We start from the raw sequence: 19963 nt of genomic DNA on the forward strand, positions 1-19963 counted from the left end.
ATGTATGGAGCTGACGGATACTAATAGGTCGAAGGCTTGACCTTGTTGGTTCAGAGAGAGAAAACAATGTGTAGTTTTGAAGGTACTAACTATTATGTTAGGAAAAGTTTTCAAAGAGGAATTCTTTGGAGGCTTTTGCTGTATAATAATATATATTCCTCGATAGCTCAATGGTAGAGCACTCGGCTGTTAACCGAGTTGTTGTAGGTTCGAGCCCTACTCGGGGAGCTGATGAAAAGTTCTCAGATGAAGGTCTGAGGACTTTTTTTAATAAAACGAACGTACCTTAGAAAGGAAAAAAGATGAAAGAACGCGAAAAATTTGGAAGTCGCTTAGGGTTTATCCTGGTATCGGCAGGGTGTGCGGTAGGACTTGGCAATGTATGGAAGTTCCCTTATATTTGTGGAGAATATGGAGGGGCTGCTTTCATTTTAATATATTTAATGTTTTTGGTGATTTTGGGACTGCCGATTCTGCTTTGCGAATTTGCGGTTGGACGTGCCAGCCAGAAAAGTATGGCGCAGGCTTATGAGAAACTGGAGCAGAAGGGGAGCCGCTTTCATCATATGAAATGGCTGAGTATTGTTGGCTTTTATATGCTGATGATGTTCTATACGATGGTGGCAGGATGGATTTTGTATTATGCCTACCGTTCTCTGACCGGACAGCTTCATGGTCTGGATAGCAGTGCTATTCAAAATGCATTTGATACCATGCAGTCTTCGCCACAGACGATGATGTTTTGGAATGTTCTTGCTATTCTTGTATCCTTTTTTGTCTGTGCGCTTGGTTTGCAGAATGGTATTGAAAAAATAACAAAAGTGATGATGAGTGTGTTGATTATCATTATGATAATCCTTGCCATTCATTCGCTGCTGTCTCCGGGAGCGGTGAAAGGTGTTGCCTTTTATTTGATACCTGATTTTTCGTCCGTGGCGGAAAATGGCATTGGAAATACGATTTTTGCTGCGATGTCGCATGCATTTTTTACCCTTAGTGTCGGTATGGGTAACATGGAAATTTTCGGTAGTTATCTGGGAAAAGAGCGTGGCTTATTGGGCGAGGGAACCCGGATTATGTGTGTCGATACCTTTGTTGCTTTGATGGCAGGATTCATTATTATCCCGGCATGTTTTTCGTTTGGTGTAGAACCGGGGGCCGGTCCGTCGCTTCTGTTTTTGACGCTGCCGAATGTATTTAGTAATATGCCGGGAGGCAGTATATGGGCAGGAATGTTTTTTGTGTTTATGGCATTTGCGGCGTTGTCAACGGTAATTGCTGTATTTGAAAGTATTATTTCCTATTATATGGATACGTTGGGATGGAGCCGGAAAAAGACTGTTTTAGTAAATATACCGCTTATGACAGTACTTAGTACGCCGGCAGTTCTTGGCTATAATATATGGAAATGGTTTCAGCCGATGGGGGCTGGCTCAAGTATTATGGACTTAGAGGATTTCCTTGTATCTTATAACATTCTGCCATTGGGTGGTTTGGTATTTGTGCTGTTTTGTACAAGAAAAAATGGATGGGGATGGCATGCATTCTGCGATGAAGTGAATCAGGGAGAAGGAAAGAAATTTCCGCTCTGGCTGCGTGGGTATATGACATATGTACTGCCATTGATTATCGTTGTTATTTATTTGAAGGGATATTATGATACATTTGTGGGGATGGGAATAAAAACACTTGTGTTATGGATGGCATTTGCTTTACTTTTGCTGGCTGGTATTTTTTCGGTGGCATTTCATAAACCAAAAGTGCAAAAAAAATAAAAAAAATGGAAAATTGCAACATTTTCTGCTATAATATCGTTATATGAGTAGAATAAAAAAGGATAGGAGAAAATGTTATGAAAAAAATTTGTTTTGCAGCAGCCCTGCTGCTTCTGATGTTTTGCTTTTCGGTTTTTCCGGCAAGTGCAAAAGAGTATCAGGAAAATGGGTATGAGTACAGTTTATATGGAAAGGAAGCCGTGATTGAAAAGGTGCCGAATGTTAAAGGGCATATTCAGGTGCCGGAAAAACTTGGTGGTTTTAAAGTCACAGAGATTGCGGGATTTGCATTTAGCAAAAATATTTGTGAGTCTATTTCGATACCGGATTCAGTGACTGTTATTGAGGGACAGGCATTTCATAAGTGCCGTAATTTGAAAAAGATTAAACTCCCGGCAAAACTTAGCAAGATAAGTTATTATATGTTCCAGGATTGTGTGTCACTACAGGAAGTTACGCTTGGTAAATCCGTAAAAAAGATACAGACAGGTGCATTTTATAATTGTGTAAAATTGCAAAAGATAAATTTGCCGGTTTCTCTTAAGAAGATTCAAAGTAATGCCTTTTACAAATGTTTTAAACTTACAAATGTAAAATTTGGAAACAAGCTTACTTCAATTGGAAGCAGAGCCTTTTATAAAAATTATGAGCTGAAAAAGATTACGATTCCTTCAAGCGTAACAAAAGTTCACGAAAATGCATTTGAAAAATGTGATTCGCTGGCAAGCGTAATCTTTAAGGGGAAAAAGACAAAGCTTGGAAAAGGTGTTTTTGTGGATTGTACCGGTTTAAAAAAGGTAAAACTGCCGGCAAAAATGAAGTATATTCCGGAAAAAACATTTTATGGATGCACAAATCTTAAAAGTGTGGTACTTCCAAAACCGGTATCTTTTATTAAAGCAAAATCTTTTGCAGGATGTGAGAGTCTGAAAAAAATTCATCTTACCAATAAGGTCTATGCGATTGGAGATGGGGCTTTTAAATATAGTGGTCTGAAAAGTATTCATTTGAATAAGAAAGTGCAGTTTATTGGCAACAGTGCTTTTGCAGGTACTAACATAAAAAATCTTCAGATGGGTGAGAATGTCCTTTATATTGGAAATAAAGTATTTGCAAGTTGTACTTCCTTAAAAACGATTTATATTCCGGCAAATGTAAAGGGAATCAATGCGAACGCGTTTAATGACTGCTCCAGTCTGCGGGAAATCCGTGTGGCGGCAGGCAACAAAAATTATTGTGCAAAAGATGGTGTTTTGTATAATAAGAGCATGACGAAACTAATCCAGTATCCGTTACATAAGATCAATCGTTCATTCCATGTACCATCAAGCGTAAGAACGATTCGATCAAATTCCTTCAATGATAATAATTACCTTAGAAATCTTACGATTTCGGCTGGTGCGATTGGCAATTATGCATTTCAGGGAATGACAAAACTACGTACAGTGCGGATTACGCAGGGAACCAAAAAAATTGGAAAAGAGGCTTTTTTGGGATGTAGGAGATTGTCCCGGATTGATATTGCGGATTCCGTGAAAACAATTGGTGACTATGCATTTTCTGAGACAAATATCAGGGTGGCACACATTCCTTCCGGACTGGTAAAAATGAACGCAAATGCATTTAGCCGATGCGATAAACTATCAGCGTTTACCGGAGGCGGAGGTAGATTTACGGTAAAAGATGGTGTGCTTTATAATGGTCCGATGACGAGATTAATGAAGTATCCACCGAAGAAGAATACAAAATCATTTACGGTGCCTCGTAGTGTAAAATATGTTTCTTCGGAAGCCTTTGACCGTGTAAGTCATTTGACAAAACTGTATTTTGAAAAAGGAATTAAATCGCTTCCTTACAATTGCATATACAAGGTAAAGAACTTAAAATCGATTGTATTTGCGAGCGGAACCAAATTGAAAAATGGGGAATATGCCGTTGGTGACTGCCCGAAATTAGCAGTGATTGTAGGACCAAGCAGTTATCCGATTCGTCGGATGGCATACTATGCATCGGCAACTTTGATTACTTTATAAAAAAAATTATTTGAAATAACGAAAACGCTTGCAATCTGAATACCATTGTGCTATTATATTAGATGTTGACGCGTTAAGTCGTGTTTGACATCTAATATATACGGCCCCTTGGTCAAGCGGTTAAGACATCGCCCTTTCACGGCGGTAACACGGGTTCGATTCCCGTAGGGGTCACTTTGTATTCCTTGAGGATATGCGGACCTTTAGCTCAGTTGGTTAGAGCATCCGGCTCATAACCGGACGGTCCGGGGTTCGAGTCCCCGAGGGTCCATTGATATGGCCTAGTGGCTCAGTTGGTTAGAGCGCCGCCCTGTCACGGCGGAGGTCGTGGGTTCGAGTCCCATCTGGGTCGTTTCGGCAGACCATGTCTGCTGGATGAAATACTTATTATGCTGGTGTGGCGGAACTGGCAGACGCCCAGGACTTAAAATCCTGTGGGTGGTGACACCCGTACCGGTTCGATTCCGGTTACCAGCATTCAAAAAAGAGAATTACCAATTATGGTAGTTCTCTTTTTTTTCGGAAAAGCATACAATAGATGAGAATGAGGAATATTGGAGAGAGGACGGATATGTCAATTTATCTTGTCAAAGAAGAAGATACGATTGATAAAATAGCAGGTTTGTATGATGTTTCAGTAGAAGAAATAGCCTACATCAATCAGATTCCGTATCCGTATCGTTTGGCGGTTGGAGAAGCACTTCTGATTCCGGATGGTGTGTCTTCTGGAGTAAAAATGACGGCGTCGGCAAATGGCTATGCCTATCCGTATATCAGTCCATGGGTATTGCGCCAGACACTTCCCTATATGAGCGGACTGCTCGTATTTTCTTATGGTTTTACGGAGGAGGGAGAATTGATTCAACCGGTGCCATCCGATGATACGATGCGCCGGATGGCGGAGGAATACGGGAGAAATGCATATTTGACTTTGACGCCGCTTGGTCCGGATGGAAAATTCAGTAACAGCCGAATTCATGCGGTACTTACGAGCGAAGAGAGCACGGAGCGGCTGCTAAGCGAACTGCAAAGAGAAGTCAGGGAGAAGAATTTCCGTGGTGTCGATGTTGATTTTGAGTATATTTTGAAAGAAGATAGGGATTTATTCACGGCGTTTGTAAGAGAACTGCGGGTTCGTATGAATGAAGAAGGGTATCTCGTGAGTGTGGCGTTAGCACCAAAAACATCGGCAGAGCAGCCGGGACTTTTATATGAGGGAAAAGATTATGGAGGACTTGGTGAGGCGGCAAATCAGGTGCTTCTTATGACATATGAGTGGGGGTATCGTTATGGTCCGCCAATGGCTGTTGCACCGCTTAATAAGGTAAGGCAGGTTGTGGAGTATGCACTGACAGAAATTCCATCGGAAAAAATATTATTGGGGGTGCCAAATTACGGATATGACTGGATTCTTCCTTTTATGAGAGGTGAGAGTCAGGCAGTCACGATTGGACATGTGGAAGCGGTGCAGATTGCAATTAGTAACAGTGCTGTAATCGAATTTGATGGGACGGCGCAGTCTCCGTATTTTACCTATGAAAGAGACAATGTACGGCATGAAGTATGGTTTGAGGATGTGAGAAGTTTATCTGCAAAATATAGTTTGATTAAGGAATACAACCTGCGTGGCATGGCGGTATGGCAGATTATGCGTTTATTTCGGGCAATGTGGATATTGTTTGATGATTTTTTTGAAAAAAGAGAATAAAAATGCAACTTTTCTGTCATGGAAATCGTTTTATTATTAGAATGAAAAACAAAGGAGGAATGGCTATGAGTAAAAAAATAATTGGTTCGGTGATGACAGGTGCTTTGGCGTTATCGCTGATTACTCCGGCAGTACCGGCAGCCCCTGTGGATGCAGCCGGTAAGGTGACTTACAAAGTAAAAGGAACAACACTTACGATAAGCGGAAAAGGTGAGATGCCAAAGAGCATGGTGTTTGGCAAGAAGTCAAAAACGAAAAATATTAAGAAGGTTGTGATAAAAAAAGGTGTCACTACCATTTCTAAGAATGCCTTTAAAAATTGTAAAAAGTTAAAAAAGGTACAATTGCCATCGACATTGAAAAAGATTTCCGGGTATGCCTTTTACAATACAGCGCTTACAAATGTCACAATTCCAAACAGCGTTAAGTATATTGGAAATTATTCTTTTTATAAATGTAAAAAATTGAAGAAGGTATCAACACCGGCTGATTTATATGCTTATAACCGGGTGGATGAGAAAGGTGTGATCAATGATACGCCATTAGAGCAGCTGACGTTTACATCTGCCATTAAATCACTGAATGATATCAGTTTGAACCAGTTTGATACGAGGGCTTATGTGGTAAATAAGAACGATAAGAATTTTAGCTCATATAAAGGTGCTATTTATAACAAAAAAGGTGACACTTTGATGTACCTTGCTCTTTATGCGAAGCAGGCGGAGGTAAAGCCTTCCTGCGAGAGTATTTTGACGAGTGCATTTACGAATGATTTAGGGGATGACAACTATGTACCGGTAAAAGAATTGAAAGAGTTTACAATTCCTGCCGGTGTAAAAAATATTGTGGAAGATGGCGAGCCTTTACCGGCGGGTATTCAATATAGTGTTTTGTCAAAGGATTTGACGAAGGAGAGCGTTGCCGTCTTATTTGGCACGATAGGAGAAAAAGAGGCAATGCGTCAGATGCCTGAGCGGATTTCCTTTGCCGGTGACTATGTGGTTATTGATAAAACATATCTTGCCAAATTTGCCGACAAAGCAGATGCTAAGAAAAAGGCAGAAGAGGAAACGCTTCAAATTCCGGAAGGCATTGAAACAATTCCGGATGAAATGTTCCGTGATTTTAATATGAAGGAAGTTAAGCTGCCTTCGACCATAAAGACAATAGGTGCAAATGCATTTTATAATTGCAAAAAACTTATGAAAATTAATTTTCCGGCTTCGTTAAAGGAAATTGGTAAAGATGCATTTTACTGGACAGAAATTGGTGACTGCATTTCAAAAGAGTGGCAGGCAAAAAAAGATACATTTTATACTTCTTTCACGGAATATGAGAAAAAGCAGAAAGAGGAGCAGGCAAAACGCAGGAATGCGAAATCAATTGATTGTACCGGCGAGGCATTTGATGCGGTGAGTGGCGCTTATTCATATGACTCATCGATGCAGAATCAGTTTATTACCTTAACAATGAAAGAGTCCGGCATCTTTTACTACTATGCCAGTGAAGAAGCAAAACTTTATGATGCAGACAAAAAAGAAGTAAACAACTGTAAACAGGTGAAAAAGGGAGATGTTCTTTATCTGAAAACACCGGAAAAAATAACCGGCACTTTTAAGATTTATAATGCAATTATCTGCCCGGAATTGACGGCGTTAAAACTTGGTGAGGATATCAACGAAAATTATTTCATGGCAAATGGAACAGCACGGTATCTGCCATTTACAAAGAAAACAAATGGCGGTGTGATTGTTCGAATTGTTGATTTGAATCTTGTTACCGCGCCGGACATGAAAATTGAAGTTCAAAAGAAAAACGGTGCGAAATGGACTTCCGTTTCCAAACAGATTTCGGTGAAGAAGGGTAAGAAGTTTGATTTGTACACGCATATGAATGGTACGACGGCAAAGGATATCCGGTTTGCCTTAAAGAAAGGTGAGTACCGGTTAAAGATTATGGCAAAAGCCGGATGTGTGAGCCAGATTGCGGCATATGAATCGGATTATCAGCATTTGGCAAAGGATTCATATGGAAAGACAAAAAAGAAAGCGGTAAATCTTTATAAGACCGATTTTGATCTTGAGTCAAATGATATGTATTACCGTTTTGGATATTATTTCAATGAGGACAAAGCAAATACAAGATGGTATCGTTTTGTGAAGATGAATAAAAAGCAGGGAGCACTTACGATTTATAATAATATGCTTTCGTCCGGTGGTTTCACGGCATCAATTTACAAGAAAGGAACGAAAAAGGCAGTGAAAACATATCGCTTTGATAGTAAGCATATGAAAGATACCAGCTCAGATACGAAGATTGTGAAATATAAGTTAAAAACAAAAGGAACGTATTATATTAAGATTTCACGTAATAGTAAGAAAGTGACCGGCCAGTACGGTGTTTGCTTTAATTATGCAAAATAGTTGGATTTAACAAAAAAGAACCACTCTGCAAATTACAGGGTGGTTCTTTTTGTTATGTTTTATTTTTCGCTATTTCGATATTCAACCGGTGTCATATCATAAAGTTTTTTGAATGTCCGGCTAAAATGTTCCACACTTGGGTAGCCGACTGCCGCGGCAATATTTTCTACGGTCATATTTCCGTTTTTCAAAAGCGTTCTTGCTTTCTTCATCCGGATATTTGTGACCTGCTCGCCAAATGTCTTGCCGGATTTTTCATGGATGAATTTACTTAAATACGGCACGCTCAAGTGGAACTGTTCTGCCATGTCTTCAAGTGTTACGGTCTGGTAATTTGCCTGCATGAAATTAATCATGCCAACCAGCCGCTCATCTCTCAAATTATCGTTTTTTTTTATGTCCGGCAGTTTGTTTACGCAGACACACAATGCGTGAATCGAAGCCGAAATAATATCTTCGTCAATGCCGACGCCCCAGAATACATTGCCCTGGCAGGTGATGCTTACATAGGCAATTGCCTTAGAAGAGGAGCCCTGAGTCAAAGCATGTTCTTCGTAGGTGGACAACTGGTAACTGATGCCAAAGAACTGCTTGATGGTGTTACTTACGGCATCTAAACGTCCGTTTCCGTTTGCATCCACAATAGTAGATTTGTCACCGCAGGTAATCGTTGCTTCTGCCATGATGCCATCCACCTGTTTGAAGTGGCATTCGGAAATCTGGAAGTAAGGTGTCGGGTTAATGTAATTGTCTTCGAAAATTTCATAAACCCACTGTGGAGACAGTTCTTTATGCTCTTCGTCGGAAACGTGTTTCATCAGATAGCCAACTTCTTCCCGCATCGCATCCGGCATAGAAATACCGAAGTTCTGTTTCAGAATATAGTTGACACCGCCCTTGCCTGACTGGCTGTTGATTCGGATTACGTCGCCGTCATAGGTACGTCCGACATCTTTAGGGTCAACCGGCAGATAAGGAACGCTCCAGATTTTTAAGTTTTTATCTTCACGCCACTGCATACCTTTGGCAATTGCATCCTGATGGGAACCGGAGAATGCGGTAAATACCAAATCACCGGCATATGGCTGACGCTCATAAACATGCATTCTTGTAAATTTCTCATAATTTGCACGGATTTTTGGCATGTTGGAAAAATCCAGTTTCGGGTCAACACCGTGTGTAAACATATTCATTGCCAAAGTAACAATGTCAACGTTACCGGTACGCTCACCGTTTCCAAACAGAGTACCTTCGATACGCTCGGCTCCTGCTAAAATACCAAGTTCTGCGGTTGCTACGCCACAGCCACGGTCGTTGTGCGGATGCAGACACAGGGTAACTGCATCACGGTATTTCAAATGTTTGTTGATGTATTCTACCTGAGTGGCAAATACATGAGGCATTGCATTCTCAACGGTAGCAGGGATGTTAATGATTGCTTTGTTTTCTTTCTTTGGCTGCCATACATCCAAAACAGCATTGCACACATCAACGGCATAATCCACTTCCGTTCCCGGAAAACTTTCCGGACTGTACTGGAAAGAGAAGTTTCCTTCGGTTTCGTCTGCCAATTTTTTCAAAAGCACCGCACCGTCAACGGCAATCTGTTTAATCTGCTCCTTGGATTTTTTAAATACCTGTTCACGTTGTGCAACCGATGTGGAGTTGTACAGATGAATAACTGCGTGAGGAGCACCTTTTACAGCCTCAAATGTTTTTTTGATAATGTGCTCTCTTGCCTGAGTCAGAACCTGAACGGTAACATCATCAGGAATCATATTTTTCTCAATCAAAGCACGCATAAATTCGTATTCAGTTTCCGATGCAGCCGGGAAACCAACTTCGATTTCCTTGAATCCAATATCTACTAACATCTGGAAAAACTGTAATTTTTCGTCTAAACTCATTGGTTCAATCAACGCCTGGTTACCATCACGCAAATCGACGGAACACCAAATCGGCGGCTTTGTGATGGAATCTTTTTTTACCCAGTCATAGGTACATTCCGGTGGCATAAAATAGGCTTTTTCATATTTGTCAAAATTTTTCATGTTCAAATCCTCCATTTCTTTTCCTAATTAAAATACTGTTTTGCTGCAGGGGATTGGATGATTTGTGGTATAAATAAAAAAACTTCCGTGCCCCACAACCAATGTGGTTGTAGAGACGAAAGAGATAATCCTTCGCGGTACCACTCTACTTCATGTCCGATGGACATGCCCTCATCAGCACTAACATGCCTTTCCCTCATAACGGTGGGTGACCGGTACATTCTACTAAAGGTTCAAATGTACAGCTCGGAGGCGAGTTCACAACCATTCTTCTACTGCCTTTCACCAGCCGGCAGCTCTCTGAAAGAATAAAAGGAAGTTACTATTCCTCGTCATTGCCTTTTGCTATATGATATGTTATCATACTTTTAGTAAAAAGGAAATGATTAAATTTAATCATTTATATTGATTATTTTTAATCTACGGTGATAGCGTGCCGAAAGCTAGTTTTTATTCCTTCCTAAAACCGGGATTGGAGCTTCAATCATAAAGATAAAAAAATAAAAAAAGTGCTTGACTTTTTATGACGACTGCGCTATTATAATACTTGCGTTGTACGTGTAGCTCAGCTGGATAGAGCACTTGGCTACGGACCAAGGTGTCGGGGGTTCGAATCCTCTCACGTACGTGAAAACCGCTTATAACAGTTGTTATAAGCGGTTTTATTTTTTACAATTCTAAATCAATTTTATTTTGAAAAAGACTTTTTAATCGCCTGAAAACTCTCTTCACTGATAATATGCTCGATTTTGCAGGCGTCTTCTTCTGCTGTTTTTTCGGCAACACCAAGAGAAATTAAGTAGTGCGTCAAAACATCATGACGTTCATAGACCATTTCTGCAATTTTTTTTCCGGAATCCGTCAAATAGATGTAACCGGCATCGGTTACGGTAATATGTCCCTTTTCGCGCAGGTTTTTCATGGCGACACTGACGCTGGATTTTTTAAAATCCAATTCGGTAGCAATGTCTACGGCACGGACAACCGGCAGTGTTTTACTTAACATAAGGATAGTTTCCAAATAATCCTCAGCGGATTCGTTATACTTTTTCTTCATATATATAAGTAACTCCTCTCCAAAAAATATATACTGGGGGTATTCCCATTTACATTGTACTGTATAGTATAACATTCTTTTGCAGATGAATCAATTTGTTTTATCGCGAAAAAAACTCATAAAGTTCTTGACAGCTAATGTTCGTTAGTGTATACTAACTTGCGTAAGTGATAGAATTCATTATCAACCGTCATGTCATTTATGACGCGATACAGAAAGGATGATGGAATGATGCCTTTAACGATGGCGAAAGTGGGCGAGCCAAACACGATTAAACGAATTGGCGGTCGTGAAGAGACAAAGAAGTTTCTGGAGAACCTAGGCTTTGTGACCGGCTCGGTTGTGACAGTGGTATCGGAAATCAGTGGCAATATGATTTTGAATGTCAAAGATTCCCGCGTTGCACTTGGAAAAGATATGGCAAATAAGATAATGATTTAAGGAGGAAAGATGATGACATTGAGAGAGGTGACACCTGGCAGCACGGTAAAAGTTACAAAGTTGACAGGCGAAGGTCCGGTAAAAAGGCGTATTATGGACATGGGTATTACCAAAGGAGTTGATATTTTTGTAAGGAAAGTAGCACCGCTTGGAGACCCGGTTGAGGTTACCGTGCGTGGTTATGAATTATCCTTGCGTAAAGCGGATGCAGAAATGATTGAAGTTCAGTAAATTTTTTTGTGTCACAGTTAGTAAAAACTAACAATGGAAAGCCTAAACAAATATAAGATAGAAATATCAAACTTAGAAAAGGAGAAAAGAAAATGGCTATTACGATTGCGCTTGCGGGTAACCCGAATAGCGGTAAGACAACATTGTTTAACGCTTTGACCGGTGCCAATCAGTTTGTTGGTAACTGGCCTGGTGTAACAGTAGAGAAAAAAGAAGGAAAGTTAAAGAAGAGTTTGGCAGGTGGCAGCTCAGACGTTGTTATCACTGACTTGCCCGGTATTTATTCTCTTTCCCCATATACATTGGAAGAGGTAGTTGCTAGAAATTACTTAATCAATGAGAGACCGGATGCGATTTTAAATATTGTAGATGGTTCGAACATTGAGCGTAACCTGTACTTGACGACACAGCTTCTGGAACTTGGTATTCCGGTTGTTATGGCTGTCAATATGATGGATATTGTAAAGAAAAATGGCGATGTCATCAACATAAAAGAGCTGAGCAAAGTTCTTGGATGCGACGTGGTTGAGATTTCTGCCCTGAAAGGAACCGGTATTGAGGATGCTGCGAAAAAGGCTTTGACTGCAGCAAAGAAAGGTTATGAAGCACCGGTTCATGAATTTGCTGAAGGAGTAGAGATGGCAATTCATTCTGTTGAGTCAATGTTAGACGGACAGATTAAAGATGAGTTGAAACGTTTCTATGCAATCAAACTTTTGGAGAGTGACGATAAAATTGTTGAGCAGATGGCTTCCGTGCCGGATGTCAGCAGTGAGATTTCTTCTCTGGAAGAGGCATTTGATGACGATGTAGAAAGTATTATTACAAATGAGAGATACAGCTATATAACATCTGTCATTGATGACTGCCTGAAAAAAGCAAAATCCGGAAAACTTACGATTTCCGATAAGATTGATAAGATTGTGACAAACCGAATTTTGGCGCTGCCAATCTTTGCGGTTGTTATGTTTATCGTATATTATGTTTCTGTTACAACAGTTGGTACAATTGCTACTGACTGGGCAAATGATGGTGTGTTCGGTGATGGCTGGCACTTGTTCGGTATCGGAACTTCCGCTTACGAAGAAGATGCTGACAGCTATACACAGGCAACCAACGCATTGGATGCTTATGGCGTTTTGGTAACAGACGATGAAGATGCCATTGATGTTGATGCAACAAAGAAAAAGATGGCAGAGTTAGATGCAAAGGGTTCTTCTGAAGCTTCTGTAAAATATGAAGTAGAAGATGAAGAGACTTTGGCAACAAATGAAATTGATGTATATTATGATGCGGTACCGGATGATGCAGATGAGGAAACTGTAAATGGTATGTCATTCAAAGATGCAGAAAAATATGTCAATGAAAAAGGCTTGGAAGAGCCGGATTCTGCAGATTATGGTGTTTGGGTTCCCGGTATCCCGGCATTGCTTAATAAGGCACTTTTGGACGACGAAGGAAATCCGGTTTGCGCAGAACCTTTGTACGGATTGATTATGGATGGTATTGTAGCCGGTGTTGGAGCTGTACTCGGATTTGTTCCTCAGATGCTTGTATTGTTTATCTTCTTAGCATTTTTGGAAGCATGTGGTTACATGGCACGTATCGCATTTATCATGGACCGTATTTTCCGTCGTTTCGGTTTGTCCGGTAAATCCTTCATCCCAATGTTGATTGGTTCCGGATGTGGTGTTCCCGGTATCATGGCTTCTCGTACAATCGAGAGTGACCGTGACCGTAAGATGACAATTATGACGACAACATTTATCCCTTGTGGAGCAAAACTTCCATTTATCGCAATGGTTGCCGGAGCTATTTTCGGTGGTGCTTCATGGGTTGCTCCTTCCGCATACTTCCTTGGAATCGGAGCTGTTATCGTATCTGGTATCATTTTGAAGAAAACGAAATTGTTTGCCGGTGACCCGGCACCGTTCGTTATGGAGCTTCCTGCTTACCATATGCCAACCGTTGGTACGGTACTTCGCAGCATGTGGGAGCGTGGCTGGAGCTTTATTAAGAAGGCAGGTACTATCATCCTTCTTTCCACAATTTTTGTATGGTTTACAACCTATTTCGGTGTAGTAGACGGAACATTCCGTATGCTTTCAGAGGATGAAATTGATGCTAGTATTCTGGCAGTAATTGGTAAAGCAATCGCTTGGTTGTTCGCTCCTCTTGGATGGGGCAACTGGCAGGCAACTGTTGCTTCAATTACAGGGCTTGTGGCAAAAGAGAATATCGTTGGTACTCTTGGTATTCTGTACACTGCCGGTGATGGTACTGTATATCAGAACATGGCAGCAAACTTTACCGCAGTTAGTGGTTATGCTTTCTTAGCATTTAACCTTTTGTGTGCTCCATGTTTCGCAGCAATGGGTGCGATTAAACGTGAGATGAATAACCGTAAATGGTTCTTCGTAGCCGTTAGTTATCAGTGTGGATTTGCTTACTTGATTGGTTTGATTGTAAATAACATTGGTTTGCTTGCACAGGGCGTATTCAGTATCTGGACAGTAGTTGCTATTTTGGTAATTATTGGAATGATTTACCTTCTGGTTCGTCCTTATAAAGAAAGCCAGACATTAAAAGTTGGCAAAACGAGTGTTGCTGCCTCCAAGTAATCATCTCAAAAATTTGTAAAAAACATTTTGAACATAAATAAGCCATTTGGATATGACCTGCATTTTTTGGAATGCAGGTCTAGCCTTTTGAATCGAAAGGAGTGTGTCAATATGTGGGGAACAATTATTGTAGCAGGTATTCTTGTGGTGATTGTAGCCGCTATTCTGTTTTGCATGAGAAAAGACCGTAAAAATGGAAAAGGAAGCTGTGGCGGTGACTGCAGTAAATGTAAGGGTTGCCATTAAATCATTCAGTATGTATAATGAAAGAACATGGACGGTTGAATGAAATGAGGTGGATAGGATGAAGAACCCTTTGATAAAAATTTGTGGTATTACTTCCGAAGAAGAAATTGGATATATTGCAAAAGCCGGTATTGATTATGCCGGCTTTGTGTTGTTTTTTCCGAAAAGTAAAAGGAATCTTTCCCTAGAGTGTGCCAAGAAATTAATTGCGAAACTTCCGGCAGGCGTTGTTTCGGTTGCGGTTACGGTAAGCCCGACAAAAGAGCAGGTGGAAGCGGTTGTGGAAGCCGGCTTTTTAGCAATTCAAATTCATGGCAAGATAGAGGATTCGGTTATTACGTCCTGTCGGATTCCGGTTTTTAAAGCTTTTAATGTAAGTGATATGGATGCTTTTTCACATTACGAAGAAATGGATGAAGTGGCTGGATTTGTTATGGATGCTGCAGTTCCGGGAAGCGGAAAAACATTTGACTGGGATTTGCTGCAAAAGCTTCCTTCGACAGAGAAACAAGTATTACTTGCCGGTGGGCTTAATCCGGACAATGTGGGAGAGGCTCTGGCTGCCTGCGCGGGGAAAATTGATGGTGTGGACACCAGTTCCGGTGTAGAGCGCACAGATGGTAACGGAAAGAGTAAAGAACGAATAGAAGCTTTTGTGAGAACAGTACGGGGAAGTTCAGAAAAGTAAAGTAAGATAAGTAACTTATAAAAAAGAAGAAATGATAATTGGAGAGAAACCTTATTCGCGAAGCGAATCTTTTGTTTCGAGCCAATTATCATTTCTTTTTTTTATATAGATTACTTATTCTTACTTATCCTGATACTCAAGTGCTGCACCAACAAATCCTTTAAATAACGGATGTGGATGGTTTGGACGGGATTTAAACTCCGGATGAGCCTGTGTGGCAACGAACCAAGGATGTTCCGGAATCTCTAACATTTCAACAATTCGTCCATCCGGTGAAAGTCCGGAAAGTTTCATGCCGTTTTTCTCTAAGTCATCACGATAGTAGTTATTTACCTCATAGCGGTGGCGGTGTCTTTCATGAATTGTTTCTTCGCCGTATAGCGCATACGCTTTACTGTCTTTAGCGAGTACACAAGGGTAGGAACCAAGACGTAAGGTGCCGCCGATATCCTCAACACCATTCTGGTCTGGCATCAGGTGAATTACCGGATGCGTTGTAGATGGGTCTAATTCTGCACTGTGAGCGTCATTCCAGCCGACAACATTACGTGCAAATTCTACGATGGATAACTGCATACCAAGGCAGAGACCAAGGAATGGAATGTTATTTTCGCGTGCATACTGGATAGCATAAATTTTACCATCAATACCGCGGTCACCAAAACCACCCGGTACTAAAACACCACTTACATCGCCTAAAAAATCAGCGACATTTTCAGGGGTTACATCTTCTGAATTTACCCATTTGATGTTTACCTGTGCATTGTGGGCGAAACCACCGTGCTTTAAGGATTCAACAACACTGATATAAGCATCATGCAAAGCAGTATATTTGCCGACGAGGGCAACGGTTACTTCTTTGTTTAAGTTCTTAATGGAATTTACCATGTCTTCCCAGCCTTTGATATCCGGTTCCGGACAATCCAAGTGAAGACATTTGCAGACAGTCTGTGCAAGGTTTTCCTTCTCCATGGCAAGAGGTACTTCATAAAGTGTTTCCACATCTAAGTTCTGGATAACCTGACTGTTTGGTACATTACAGAACAAAGAAATTTTGTCGCGGATTGCTTTATCGAGAGGAATCTCAGTACGGCATACAACGATATCCGGCTGGATTCCCATACCTTGAAGTTCTTTTACACTTGCCTGTGTTGGCTTGGATTTTAATTCCTGCGATGCCTTTAAATAAGGAACTAATGTAACGTGAATCAAAATCGCATTTTCATGTCCGACATCTAACTGGAACTGACGAATTGCCTCTAAAAATGGCTGGCTCTCGATATCACCAACCGTACCTCCGACTTCAATGATGGCAATCTGCGTTTCTTTTACACCATCGTTGCGGTAAAAACGGCTTTTCAATTCATTTGTAATATGAGGGATTACCTGTACGGTTCCACCACCGTAATCACCACGGCGCTCTTTGGAAAGAACCGACCAGTAAACTTTACCGGTTGTGACATTACTCTGTTTGGTGAGACTTTCGTCAATGAAACGCTCATAATGTCCCAAGTCCAAATCGGTTTCCGCACCGTCATCGGTGACGAATACTTCACCATGCTGAATTGGATTCATCGTACCCGGGTCAATATTGATATACGGGTCAAATTTCTGCATGGTTACTTTGTAGCCACGCATTTTCAACAATCGACCTAAAGAAGCGGCAGTAATTCCTTTTCCTAAACCGGAAACAACACCGCCAGTTACAAAAACGTACTTTACAGCCATTTTAATCTCCATTCCGGAGCCAACAGCTCCTTAATCTTTTTACAAATTTTATATTTAATGAAAATAAACAAACTTATTTCTAGTATACCCTTTTTACCAGTTTGTTTCAAGTGTCAAATTCACCAATCTTTCACATACTAACCATTGATTTATCATTTAAAATCTTTTATACTTATTAAAGTAACGATTCAGGATACGAAAGGACAAGATAGAATGGATTTTAATAATAATGAAAGAAATAATCAGGATCCGAACAAGCGCAAGAAAAACAAGACCAATCTCTTGATTTGTTTAATGGCGGCGCTGTTTGCAATTGGCTTGATTTTTTTCCTGAATTCCGAGATTCAAAGAAATACGGAAAAGGAAATCACGTATACAAAATTTATTGAAATGCTGAAAAAGGACCAGGTGAAAAAGGTTACATTTCAGTCGAATATGATTGTCATTGAGCCAAAGACGAAGGAAAAAGTGGCGATGCTTACGGTCACTTATTATACCGGGTATGTCAATGACGAGAAATTGGTGCAGGATTTGCTGAATAAATACGGAGTCGAGTTTACGGCGGAGATTCAGAGCAGTTCGGGAATTATGGACTTTTTGCTTTCTTATATTCTTCCGATTGCGGGACTTTGGATTCTCCTTTGGTTCTTTATGCGCTCAGCAACTAAGGGCGGCGGCATTATGGGCGGCGTCGGCAAGTCAAATGCGAAGATGTATGTAGAAAAAAAGACCGGTGTGACATTTAAGGATGTTGCCGGTGAAGAAGAGGCAAAAGAGTCACTGACGGAGTTAGTTGACTTTTTGAAAAATCCGGATAAATACAAAAAAATTGGTGCGAGACTTCCGAAAGGTGCGCTGCTTGTCGGACCTCCGGGAACCGGTAAGACACTGCTTGCGAAGGCACTTGCAGGAGAAGCAGGTGTTCCGTTCTTTTCCCTGTCCGGGTCCGATTTTGTGGAAATGTTTGTTGGTGTCGGTGCGTCACGTGTAAGAGATTTGTTTAAGCAGGCGACATCGATGGCACCTTGTATTATTTTTATTGATGAGATTGATGCGATTGGTAAAAGCCGTGACAGCCAGTATGGCGGGGGCAATGATGAGCGTGAGCAGACGCTGAATCAGCTGTTGTCGGAGATGGATGGTTTTGATTCCTCGAAAGGAATTATCATTCTTGGTGCGACAAACCGTCCGGAAGTGCTTGATAAGGCATTACTTCGTCCGGGACGTTTTGACCGCCGGATTATTGTGGAAAAACCGGATTTGAAAGGCCGTGTGGATGTATTAAAGGTTCATTCGCATGATGTGCTTATGGATGATACGGTAGATTTGGAAGAAATTGCGTTGGCAACTTCCGGTGCCGTTGGTGCGGACCTTGCCAATATGGTTAATGAAGCTGCTATTATGGCAGTAAAAGATGGCAGACAGGTTGTAAGCCAGAAGGATTTGTTTGAGGCTGTTGAAGTGGTACTTGCCGGAAAAGAGAAAAAAGACCGTATTCTTGGCGAGGAAGAAAAGAAGATTGTTGCTTACCATGAGATTGGACATGCGCTTGTGGCAACCAATTTGAAACATGCGGAGCCGGTACAGAAAATTACGATTGTACCGCGTACAATGGGAGCACTCGGCTATGTGATGCAGGTGCCGGAAGAAGAAAAATATCTGATGAAGAAGGAAGAGCTGATTTCAGAGATTGTTACACTTATGGGGGGGCGTGCGGCAGAGCAGGTTAAGTTTGATGATATTACGACCGGAGCGTCGAATGATATTGAGAAGGCAACGTCAATTGCACGTTCGATGGTAACGCAGTACGGTATGAGCAGTAAGTTTGGCATGATGGGCTTAGAGACAATTCAGAGCCGTTATCTGGATGGCAGACCGGTGCTTAACTGCGGCGAGGTGACGGAGAGCCAGATTGATGAAGAAGTCATGGCAATTTTGAATGACAGTTACAAAAAGGCAGTGGAATGTATCGAGACAAACCAGGCGGTTATGGATAAACTGGCAGAGCATTTAATTGAAAAAGAAACGATTACCGGAAAAGAGTTCGTTGCGATTTACGAAGAAATTACCGGTGAAAAGTTAAAGAGAAGCGGCGAGGAAAAACAGAAAGAAGAAGTAAAAGAACTCCCGCAGAATGAGGAAGAGTAATGGCTTACGAATTGTTAGTGCTGGATGTTGATGGAACATTAGTCAATACAAAAAAAGAGATTACAGAGCGTACAAAAGAGGCTTTGTGGGAATGTCAGGAACAGGGTGTCAAGGTTGCAATTGCTTCCGGGCGGTGCACAGAGGGCATCCGCCATCAGGCAAAAGCGATTGGACTTGACCGGTTCGGCGGCTATGTTATTTCGTTTAACGGTGGACGCATTACAAATTTTGCAACCGGTGAAGTGATATATGATATTACACTGCCGGATGGGATGATTCATGAATTGTATGATTATTCAAAAAAAGAGCATACCGGAATATTAACGTATGATGCCGGGAAAATCGTGGCGCACAGTGACACGGATCCGTATATTACAATTGATGCAAAAGGCTGTGATATTCCTATTTGGGTACCGGAAGATTTTCACCGGGATGTGAAGTTTGCGGGTAATAAATGCATTTTGACCGGGGACCCTGCACATTTGGAAAAACTGGAGAAAAAGGCGACAAAAGATTTTGAGGGCCGTCTTTCGGTTTACCGCTCCGAAGGATTTTATCTGGAAATGATGCCTCTTGGCGTGGATAAGGCATACGGTGTGGCAAAACTGTTAGAACGTCTTGGCTACCGCCGCAGCCAGATGGTGTGCTGTGGGGATGGATTTAATGATTTGCCGATGATTGAATATGCCGGATTTGGCGTGGCTATGGCAAATGCACCGGAACAATTGAAAGAAAAAGCGGATTATGTTGCACCGTCCTGTGACGAAGATGGACTGGTGGATGTGATTACGCGTTTTATAAAGGACTGGTAAA

14 protein-coding genes, 6 tRNA genes and 1 other annotated feature are annotated in these 19963 nt (G+C 41.2%); of the genes, 17 read left to right on the forward strand and 3 right to left on the reverse strand.

All coding sequences use genetic code 11. The annotated features are described in order from the left end of the window. Nucleotides 1-156: 156 nt before the first annotated feature. From DW005_RS08180 to DW005_RS08220, 9 genes are all read left to right on the forward strand, one after another. A tRNA-Asn gene (locus DW005_RS08180) sits at nt 157-228 on the forward strand. Nucleotides 229-302: 74 nt separating this feature from the next. Next, nucleotides 303-1775 (forward strand): sodium-dependent transporter, encoded by a 1473-nt coding sequence (locus tag DW005_RS08185; protein ID WP_117478894.1) that lies wholly within the window; start codon nt 303-305, stop codon nt 1773-1775. A gap of 77 nt (nt 1776-1852) precedes the next feature. Then, nucleotides 1853-3808 (forward strand): leucine-rich repeat domain-containing protein, encoded by a 1956-nt coding sequence (locus DW005_RS08190; protein ID WP_117478895.1) that lies wholly within the window; start codon nt 1853-1855, stop codon nt 3806-3808. A gap of 102 nt (nt 3809-3910) precedes the next feature. Next, nucleotides 3911-3982: transfer RNA gene (locus DW005_RS08195), tRNA-Glu, on the forward strand. Nucleotides 3983-4005: 23 nt separating this feature from the next. After that, nucleotides 4006-4079 (forward strand) — tRNA-Ile (locus tag DW005_RS08200). Between the two features lie 7 nt (nt 4080-4086). Continuing rightward, nucleotides 4087-4160 (forward strand) — tRNA-Asp (locus tag DW005_RS08205). 39 nt (nt 4161-4199) lie between these two features. Next, nucleotides 4200-4285 (forward strand) — tRNA-Leu (locus DW005_RS08210). A gap of 94 nt (nt 4286-4379) precedes the next feature. Next, on the forward strand, nt 4380-5516 hold the full coding sequence (locus tag DW005_RS08215) for a glycosyl hydrolase family 18 protein (protein ID WP_117478896.1): 1137 nt from the start codon (nt 4380-4382) through the stop codon (nt 5514-5516). 65 nt (nt 5517-5581) lie between these two features. Beyond that, on the forward strand, nt 5582-7939 hold the full coding sequence (locus DW005_RS08220) for a leucine-rich repeat domain-containing protein (RefSeq protein WP_181974991.1): 2358 nt from the start codon (nt 5582-5584) through the stop codon (nt 7937-7939). 59 nt (nt 7940-7998) lie between these two features. Here the strand turns inward: DW005_RS08220 and DW005_RS08225 are convergent, their stop codons facing one another. After that, the gene (locus DW005_RS08225; protein ID WP_117478898.1) at nt 7999-9990 is read right to left on the reverse strand and encodes a 2-isopropylmalate synthase; all 1992 of its coding nucleotides are present in this window, start codon (nt 9988-9990) and stop codon (nt 7999-8001) included. 108 nt (nt 9991-10098) lie between these two features. Beyond that, nucleotides 10099-10335, reverse strand: a binding site (T-box leader). Nucleotides 10336-10544: 209 nt separating this feature from the next. Here DW005_RS08225 and DW005_RS08230 point away from each other — a divergent pair. After that, nucleotides 10545-10618 (forward strand) — tRNA-Arg (locus DW005_RS08230). Between the two features lie 60 nt (nt 10619-10678). On the opposite strand, the gene DW005_RS08235 is transcribed toward DW005_RS08230, so the two are convergent. After that, the gene (locus DW005_RS08235) at nt 10679-11047 is read right to left on the reverse strand and encodes a metal-dependent transcriptional regulator (RefSeq protein WP_022376256.1); all 369 of its coding nucleotides are present in this window, start codon (nt 11045-11047) and stop codon (nt 10679-10681) included. A 228-nt stretch (nt 11048-11275) separates the two neighbouring features. On the opposite strand from DW005_RS08235, the gene DW005_RS08240 reads away from it, so the two are divergent. From DW005_RS08240 to DW005_RS08260, 5 genes are all read left to right on the forward strand, one after another. Continuing rightward, entirely contained in the window at nt 11276-11488 is a 213-nt protein-coding gene (locus DW005_RS08240; RefSeq protein WP_117478899.1) for a FeoA family protein, read from the forward strand. Nucleotides 11489-11497: 9 nt separating this feature from the next. Continuing rightward, nucleotides 11498-11719: a FeoA family protein gene (locus DW005_RS08245; protein WP_117478900.1), complete on the forward strand. Its 222-nt coding sequence runs from the start codon at nt 11498-11500 to the stop codon at nt 11717-11719. A gap of 92 nt (nt 11720-11811) precedes the next feature. Beyond that, nucleotides 11812-14340: a ferrous iron transport protein B gene (gene feoB / locus DW005_RS08250; RefSeq protein WP_117478901.1), complete on the forward strand. Its 2529-nt coding sequence runs from the start codon at nt 11812-11814 to the stop codon at nt 14338-14340. Nucleotides 14341-14451: 111 nt separating this feature from the next. Further along, nucleotides 14452-14586, forward strand: a complete 135-nt coding sequence (locus tag DW005_RS08255) for a FeoB-associated Cys-rich membrane protein (RefSeq protein ID WP_117478902.1) — start codon at nt 14452-14454, stop codon at nt 14584-14586. A gap of 58 nt (nt 14587-14644) precedes the next feature. Then, on the forward strand, nt 14645-15274 hold the full coding sequence (locus tag DW005_RS08260; protein ID WP_117478903.1) for a phosphoribosylanthranilate isomerase: 630 nt from the start codon (nt 14645-14647) through the stop codon (nt 15272-15274). Between the two features lie 120 nt (nt 15275-15394). On the opposite strand, the gene DW005_RS08265 is transcribed toward DW005_RS08260, so the two are convergent. Beyond that, nucleotides 15395-17002, reverse strand: coding sequence for a CTP synthase (locus DW005_RS08265; protein WP_117478944.1), 1608 nt, complete (start codon nt 17000-17002; stop codon nt 15395-15397). Nucleotides 17003-17215: 213 nt separating this feature from the next. Here DW005_RS08265 and ftsH point away from each other — a divergent pair, with 213 nt between their 5' ends. Next, nucleotides 17216-19150 (forward strand): ATP-dependent zinc metalloprotease FtsH, encoded by a 1935-nt coding sequence (ftsH, locus tag DW005_RS08270; protein WP_117478904.1) that lies wholly within the window; start codon nt 17216-17218, stop codon nt 19148-19150. Continuing rightward, nucleotides 19150-19962: a Cof-type HAD-IIB family hydrolase gene (locus DW005_RS08275; protein ID WP_117478905.1), complete on the forward strand. Its 813-nt coding sequence runs from the start codon at nt 19150-19152 to the stop codon at nt 19960-19962. The genes ftsH and DW005_RS08275 overlap by 1 nt, the downstream gene beginning before the upstream one ends. The last annotated feature ends 1 nt before the right edge of the window (nt 19963 follow it).

Source organism: Clostridium sp. AF36-4 (genome assembly GCF_003435975.1).
GTDB lineage: Bacteria > Bacillota > Clostridia > Lachnospirales > Lachnospiraceae > Eubacterium_F.